Source organism: Nostoc cf. edaphicum LEGE 07299, assembly GCF_015207245.1.
Lineage (GTDB): Bacteria > Cyanobacteriota > Cyanobacteriia > Cyanobacteriales > Nostocaceae > Nostoc > Nostoc edaphicum_B.
The window spans coordinates 1-7,215 of sequence record NZ_JADEXF010000158.1 but is presented as its reverse complement, the minus strand read 5'-3'; the positions used below and the strand labels follow the sequence as shown (position 1 = coordinate 7,215).

Sequence of the window (7,215 nt, the reverse complement as noted above, 5' to 3'; positions counted from 1 at the left end):
CTTCTATATTCATTTGTAAAAAGAATAAAGTTTGTTTTAAATAAGACTTTAGCGGAATTTTTCAGATTTTTTTCAGTATTTACTTAAATTTAAACAGTTATACCAATTTAATTAATCTTTGCGACAGATGGATTGCTTGTAGGGGCATACAGGTAGCTGCGCACCCCTAGTCAGGTATCTGTTGTGTTCTTTTCCCAAATTGGTATTAGCTTTATTTACACCTGCCACTCCTAGATATTTGGGAACGTCACAATCCCCATTACTTAGGCAGACTAATGGGCATGAGAGTTAATTTATAAAAGAAATTTTAAGTAGGGTGTTTTATCGCTTTAGCTCAACACAACGCCACGTAGTACGGGGCATTAGGCAGTTGACCGAAATTTTCGTAATAAACCATATTAAAATATGTGCCTAAGCGACTCTATAGTAATTTTATTTTTACTTTATAAATAGTCTCTGATGCCAATGGCATTAACAAAACCTGAAATGCCTATTTTAGTAACATTCAGCCCTGATACTTGGTTCAATCTTTAACTTTAATATAAACAGATTTTTACGTAAAATTTGCTTTCGTAGAGTTTAATTAGCTCAGTACTAATACAGCAACAAATAAGAGTATTTTCATCGCACGAAGCCTTTAAGCTGAAGACAACCTATGTAAATATTTTTAACTAATTCCTAGCATTTCTAGAATTAATACTACACTACTTAAGTAAAAGCATTGTTTTGCCAATGGTCATCTAAAAAGATTGTAGCCATGAAAAATAACCTCTTTACACTAGCGCTAACCTTATCAGCGCTTCCTATATCTATTTCTACATCAATTAATCCTGCGATCGCAGAGTCGACTCCTGTTGAATCGGCTGTCTCAATACGAGCATTTAATCTTCGTAGCTACTATATTCGTCATCGCAATTTACTTGGCGAAGTTAGCCCCATTTCAAGTTCTCTAGACAGAGGAGACGCAAGTTTTAGAGTAAGGTCAGGGCTAGCTTCTTCTAACTGTGTTTCATTTGAATCCTCAAATTTGCCAGGATACTACTTAAGACATCAAAATTTTCAAATTAGATTAGATCGCAATGACAATACTGCACAGTTAAAAGCTGATGCAACGTTTTGTATAAAACCAGGTTTAGCAAGTTTAACAAATGTTTCTTTTCAGTCATATAATTTTCCTACTTACTACATACGTCACAGAAACTTCAAACTATATATTGACCCGTACACCACTAATAGCTTGTTTTTAAACGATGCCACTTTTACACTAGTAGCACCGTTCACTCGTTAGTTAAAGTGGCTTACAAACCTAGCCATTCAATTCCTGATGGCTTGTATATAGTAAACTGTCTTGGCGCGTTGGTACATTACTAGAGATGACAATATTCTTTTGTTAACTCCTTCATCTGTGGTTTACCTAAACCGTCCATTTTTTCTAGCAGACTCTGTACAATTTACATATAGCTATCGTTCCGGTGCTTGTTTGTTTTAACCAGCACCCTAAAGGATCGATAGCTTTCTTGTGAATTGGCTCAATTAAAAACTGTCTGGAGTATTGCTCTATCATATTTGCAGTATATTTGCAGTTTATTTCTCGTTCCAGATTGGAATCTAGGAATACCAGTAACGAGTGTAAGTAGGAGATGATTATGCCGAGATGGAACGCAGAGAAAAAACAAGCGTATCGAACCGAGGTAATTCAACGCATCACCGCAGCCATGCCCTCAGTAATGCAGGAATATGCCTCAATTAATTGGGAAGAGGAACTCAAAGGCTACCATATTGAGCATGAATATTACCCTGACTATATCCACGCTCCCATTCATGGGTCAACTGATTCCTACACTAACCCTCAGTCGTGTTTAGCCTGGGATGCTGCGATGGATGCCATTATTCCCCTCAGCCACAATGTTAGTTGCCAGCAGTTGCGCGAGACAATGGCTAAACTAATTCCTCAAGATGCTCAAATTGAGACGGTGCTAGAGCTTGGTGCAGGTACGGCTGGTGGATCGCTGGCACTGGCACAGCGGTTTCTACAGGCCACTTTTCGCATTACTGATGTTTCACCTTATATGCTGGTGATTAGTCAGCACAAGTTTAACAAGGCTGGATTGAGTGAGCGGGCATCGTTCGAGCAGGTGGACGCTCGTAACACTGGCTACCCTGACAACTCCTTCGATCTTGTCACATCATCACTACTCTTTCACGAGACACCTAAAGAGTGGACTCCTAAGATTCTGAAGGAGATGTACCGAATCACCAAACCCGGAGGTTGGGTACTATACGCTGATACCTATCGGGGTGAATACGCCCTCAGTGCTTCTTTTCAAGAACCGTGGTTAGATGACTTTATCCATTTCAACTTTGAGTACGAGTTTGCGAAAGCAGGTTTTACAGAACTCAATTACATCCGCTATGCCGTGGGTTTGTGGTATATGGTTGGCCGGAAGCTAGAAATGTGAGTAAAAAACAATGACAACATAAGTTGGCGTTGTCCCCTAGACAATCCTGAATCTCGCGTTCAAAGCAGCTACGTAAACAAAGTTATTTTCAAGATAGTGTCGTTTACTGTACAAATGCTGCTATAGCATAATATCAAGTTCGGGTGATTACTTGTAATAAAATCTATTAATGTAGCGACTGTCTTAAAAGTCAAGCGTAGGCGTAGCCCTACGCACCTGTGTACTCGATCGCGGTGCGACAAAGTTTGGAGTACCTCAACACGACTTTGGAGTACCTCAACACGATTTTGGAGTACCTCAACACGACTTTGGAGTACCTCAACACGACTTTGGAGTACCTCAACACGACTTTGGAGTACCTCAACACGACTTTGGAGTACTTCAACACGACTTTGGAGTACCTCAACACGACTTTGGAGTACTCCAACACAACTTTGGAGTACTCCAACACGACTTTGGAGTACTTCAACACGACTTCGAGGTATCTGTTGCTTATATATAGCAGTCCTAAATCAATCGTGAACAATAAGATCCCCGACTTCTTTGAGAAGTCGGGGATCTGGGTCACTCAATTTTCACAACTCATTTAGGATTTCTATAACAGTCCTAAATGAGTTGTGAGAATTTGAGATCGTTTTAACCCCCCTGTCCTTGGTAAGAGGGGACGGTCTACCACTTGTTCTAAGATACAAGGTTGAGTTGAACGCAACATGAACAATGATCAAATGTTGGGTGGGTTTCGTTCTTCAACCCAACCTACAGAATATTATAAGTGTTTAACCTAACCTGATATAAGTTAATGCTGCAAATTACTCAAGTTGCATTCAGGCGTAGGTTGATCGGCGCGATCGCTCTGCCGATTATCCTATTATTGTCGTTGTCAGGAGTTTCAATCTGGCAAATTACCCGCCTGCTTTCGGCTATGCAATGGGTTGAGCACACTGACCAAGTAATTGCTCAAGTAAATGGCTTGCAAAAACTATTACTGGATCTGGAGACAGGAGTACGTGGATACCAGCTTACAAGTAAGCCAGAATTTCTTGAACCTTATCAGCAAGCTAACTCTACCATTAATACTACTTTTAATGAGTTGGGTGATTTAGTTTCAGATAATCCCCAACAAAGTCAACGCTTAAGGCAAATTAAGGCAGAGCAAACAGTTTGGAAGAACTCTATTTCCCAAGCGATCGTCCGCAAACAAAGAGGTGAAACTGAACCCCTATCAGCAATTGAGGTTCGCAAACAGAGCATGGACGTGATGCGAAATCAAATTACTGATTTTATCGCTACTGAAGAACAGCTACGGTATCAGCGCAACCAAACAGTCCAACAGACTACGGGGCGAGTCATTTTTACTAGTATAATTCTGTCGCTTGCTGCTGGTGGCGTCCTTGCCTTTTATATCCGGCGGCAAATTGCATATGTGTCTGACAATTATGAGAATGCTCTCAAAACTGCCCAAGTACAAACTGAAAATGTTCAGCTTTCTGCCCAAAGACTTGCTGCTTTACATAATATTGATCGGGCAATTTTAGCCGCTGAGTCGATCAAATCTCTAGTCCGAACTGCACTGATACAAATGCGTCAGTTAGTACCCTATGAGCAAGCATTTGTGGCCCTATTTAATTTTGAGGCAGGCACAGCTGAAATTGTGGCAGGCAGCAGCACTAAAGAATTACAACCCCTTGAAGGCACAAAGCTGGCAGTATCAGACTTTGCGCCTGAGCAAAGCTTACAACAAAACCTTAGTTATGTTGAAGACTTGACAAATGTTAAGCTTTACCCACCTATTTTAAAACAGTTGCATTCGGCAGGAATGCGTTGTTGTTTGCGGATTCCGATGTTAGTTGAAGAAACGCTGCTAGGGGAACTAAACTTAGCAGCGACTCAGACAGACGTTTTTGATGCTCAAGGACAAGATGTTGTGGTTGAGGTAGCGGCTCAGTTAGCGATCGCTATCCAACAATCTTTGCTACGCGAACAACTTCAAAATTACGCTTTGGAACTAGAACAGCGTGTTGCCGAGCGCACTACACAGTTGCAAGAAACAAATCAAGAACTAGAAGCCTTTACTTACACGATATCGCACGATTTACGGGCACCGTTACGTACTATGCAAGGCTTTGCTCAGGCATTGCAAGAAGATTACACAGACAAACTAGACTCGGTTGGGCAAGAATACATTCAATATATTACAGAGGGTGCAGTCCAAATGGACACCCTAATTGCCGAACTCCTGGCATACAGCCGCCTCAGCCGTGTTCAAATTCAAATGCAAAAAGTTGATTTAACTAATGTTGTTGAGGAAGCTTTAAAACAACTCAGCAAACAAGTGCAGGAACAGCTTGCACAAGTTACGGTAGCAAAACCCTTGCCACTAGTGATAGCTCATCGCTCTACACTTGTTCAGATAGTAACTAATTTACTCAGCAATGCAATGAAATTTGTGCAGCCTGGAATACAACCAAAAGTACAAATCTATGCAGAGGAACAGCAAGATTCAATACAATTATCGATTGTGGACAACGGCATCGGCATTGCGCCAGAACATCAAGAGCGCATTTTTCGGGTCTTTGAACGACTGCATGGCGTGGAAATCTATCCAGGTACTGGCATTGGTTTAGCAATTGTCCGCAAAGGATTAGAGCGAATGGGCGGTCGAGCCGGAGTAGAATCGCAATTAGGTACTGGTAGTCGCTTTTGGATTGCCCTGCCAAAAGCCGTTCTTCATAGCAACGATACGAATGACGCAAGTACTCCGCATTCTGATAATTGATGACAATCCAGGTGATCGCGCTTTAGTAATCCGAGAACTGAGGCGAGAATTTCCGCAATTTCAACCTCAAGAAATTCGCGAAGCCTCTGGTTTTGCTAGTGCAGTAACAGCAGGTGAATTCGATTTGGTTATTACTGACTACCAACTGGGCTGGAGTACTGGACTAGAAGTTTTGCATACCATTAAGCAACAGTATCCAAACTGCCCAGTGATTATGTTTACTAATACAGGTAGTGAAGAAATTGCGGTAGAGGCAATGAAGTCTGGACTAGATGATTATGTCCTGAAATTACCCAACCGCTACATTCGCATACCAGCTGCTGTGCGAGTTGCACTAGAACGAGCAGAAATAAAAAGACGAGCCACCCTACTCGACATACGTCTCCAAGGTTTGCTCAACCAATTAAAACTAGGTATATTTCGTACTTATCCAGATGGAAATTTTATTGAGTGTAACCCAGCGTTTCTGGAATTCTTGCGGCTGGATTCATTATCCCAAGCCTCAACGATGAATCTATTGAACATCCATGAATATTACTCAATACTACAACAACTGCCGCCACCTCAACAGCAAGAGCAAGAGATTCAATTACAACGAGCAGATGGAAGACCGATCTGGGTTGGATTAAGCATAGCTCTAAATACAGTTGAGGGACAACAGGTAATAGATGGCTTAATTGAAGATATTACATCTCGTAAACAAGCTGAAATTGAAATTCAGCAACTCAACCAAACCTTAGAGGAGCGAGTCAGGGAGCGTACAGCTGAATTAGAAGTAGCAAATCGAGATTTAGCACAGACAAATCAAGAATTAGCACTGGCTAATCAAGATTTAGAAGCATTTACTTATTCAATTTCCCACGATTTGCGAGAACCATTACGCGCTATCCAAGCGTTTGGTTCAATCCTCCTAGAGAACCACAATAGGGAATCTAACCTAGAGAACCAACAAAACTATTTGCAGCGCATTATTGCAAGTACACAGCAAGCAGACAAGCTTGTTCAGGATCTGCTTGAATACAGTCGCCTCAGCCGGACTGAAATGCCATTACAAGCTATTAACTTATCTTTATTAATGATACAAATATTGAGACAGTTAGAACTAGAAATAACGCAGCAACAGGCGAGAGTGCAAGTTGAAGAGCCTTTAGCTGAACTTACGGGAAACCCTACTATTTTGATTCAAGTAGTTACCAATTTGCTAACTAATGCGATTAAATTTGTTGCACCAGGAGTTCAACCTCAGTTACGAATATGGACTGAGAAACGTAATAGATTGGTTCGCTTATGGGTGCAAGACAATGGCATTGGTATTGAGGAAAAATACCAAAAACGCATTTTCAATGTTTTTGAGCGCCTACACAGCTATGAAGTTTATCCTGGTAGTGGTATCGGTTTAGCAATTGTCCGCAAAGGAGTCGAACGTATGGGTGGGGAAGTTGGTGTAGAATCCCAACCTGGACAGGGGAGCCGATTTTGGATAGATTTACCTATAGTTATAAATGGAAATCCTTAAAATCTTTTCATCCTCTTGATTACGGGCAAACATAAAATTATTTCTACACTCTTAAATATTCGGTGCAAAACCCTTGCCCTATGATCTGGGGCACACAGTAGGTTTTGAAAAACTGTCTTTCCTCCTGCCCCCTGCCCTTAAAGACAAAATTTCATGAGTAAAGAGCAAGACACTATTTTACTTGTAGAGGATAATCACAAAGATGTGCTGCTGCTGCAACGGGCGCTCCGCAAGGCTAATATTGTTAATCCAGTTCAGGTGGTAAATGATGGCGATGCAGCAGTGTTATATCTCTCTGGAGAGGAACCTTATGGCGATCGCACTCGTTATCCCTTGCCTGTACTAATCTTGCTCGATCTGAAACTCCCCCGCAGATCCGGCGCTGAGGTTTTAATGTGGTTACGGCAGCAACCAGAACTCAAGCGCTTACCTGTCGTAGTTTTCACCTCATCGAGAGAGTATGC

5 protein-coding genes are annotated in these 7,215 nt (G+C 41.5%); all 5 read left to right on the top strand.

What is annotated here, in order from left to right; genetic code table 11:
- Positions 1-757: 757 nt before the first annotated feature.
- Positions 758-1,288: an AbfB domain-containing protein gene (locus IQ229_RS06775; RefSeq protein WP_194042382.1), complete on the top strand. Its 531-nt coding sequence runs from the start codon at positions 758-760 to the stop codon at positions 1,286-1,288.
- A gap of 358 nt (positions 1,289-1,646) precedes the next feature.
- Positions 1,647-2,459, top strand: coding sequence for a class I SAM-dependent methyltransferase (locus IQ229_RS06770; RefSeq protein WP_194042380.1), 813 nt, complete (start codon positions 1,647-1,649; stop codon positions 2,457-2,459).
- Positions 2,460-3,258: 799 nt separating this feature from the next.
- A complete protein-coding gene (locus IQ229_RS06765; RefSeq protein ID WP_194042378.1) occupies positions 3,259-5,235 on the top strand; it encodes a CHASE3 domain-containing protein in 1,977 nt (658 codons plus the stop codon).
- Entirely contained in the window at positions 5,204-6,751 is a 1,548-nt protein-coding gene (locus IQ229_RS06760) for a sensor histidine kinase (protein WP_194042376.1), read from the top strand. The genes IQ229_RS06765 and IQ229_RS06760 overlap by 32 nt, the downstream gene beginning before the upstream one ends.
- Positions 6,752-6,904: 153 nt before the next feature.
- Positions 6,905-7,215, top strand: a 311-nt coding sequence (locus IQ229_RS06755) for a response regulator (protein ID WP_194042374.1), incomplete at its 3' end; no start/stop codon positions are given.

Excerpts from the sequence above, each read along its gene's own strand:
- IQ229_RS06760 (WP_194042376.1), top strand. The coding sequence starts at position 5,204 with ATGACGCAAGTACTCCGCATTCTGATAATTGATGACAATCCAGGTGAT.
- IQ229_RS06775 (WP_194042382.1), top strand. The coding sequence starts at position 758 with ATGAAAAATAACCTCTTTACACTAGCGCTAACCTTATCAGCGCTTCCT.
- IQ229_RS06770 (WP_194042380.1), top strand. The coding sequence starts at position 1,647 with ATGCCGAGATGGAACGCAGAGAAAAAACAAGCGTATCGAACCGAGGTA.
- IQ229_RS06765 (WP_194042378.1), top strand. The coding sequence starts at position 3,259 with ATGCTGCAAATTACTCAAGTTGCATTCAGGCGTAGGTTGATCGGCGCG.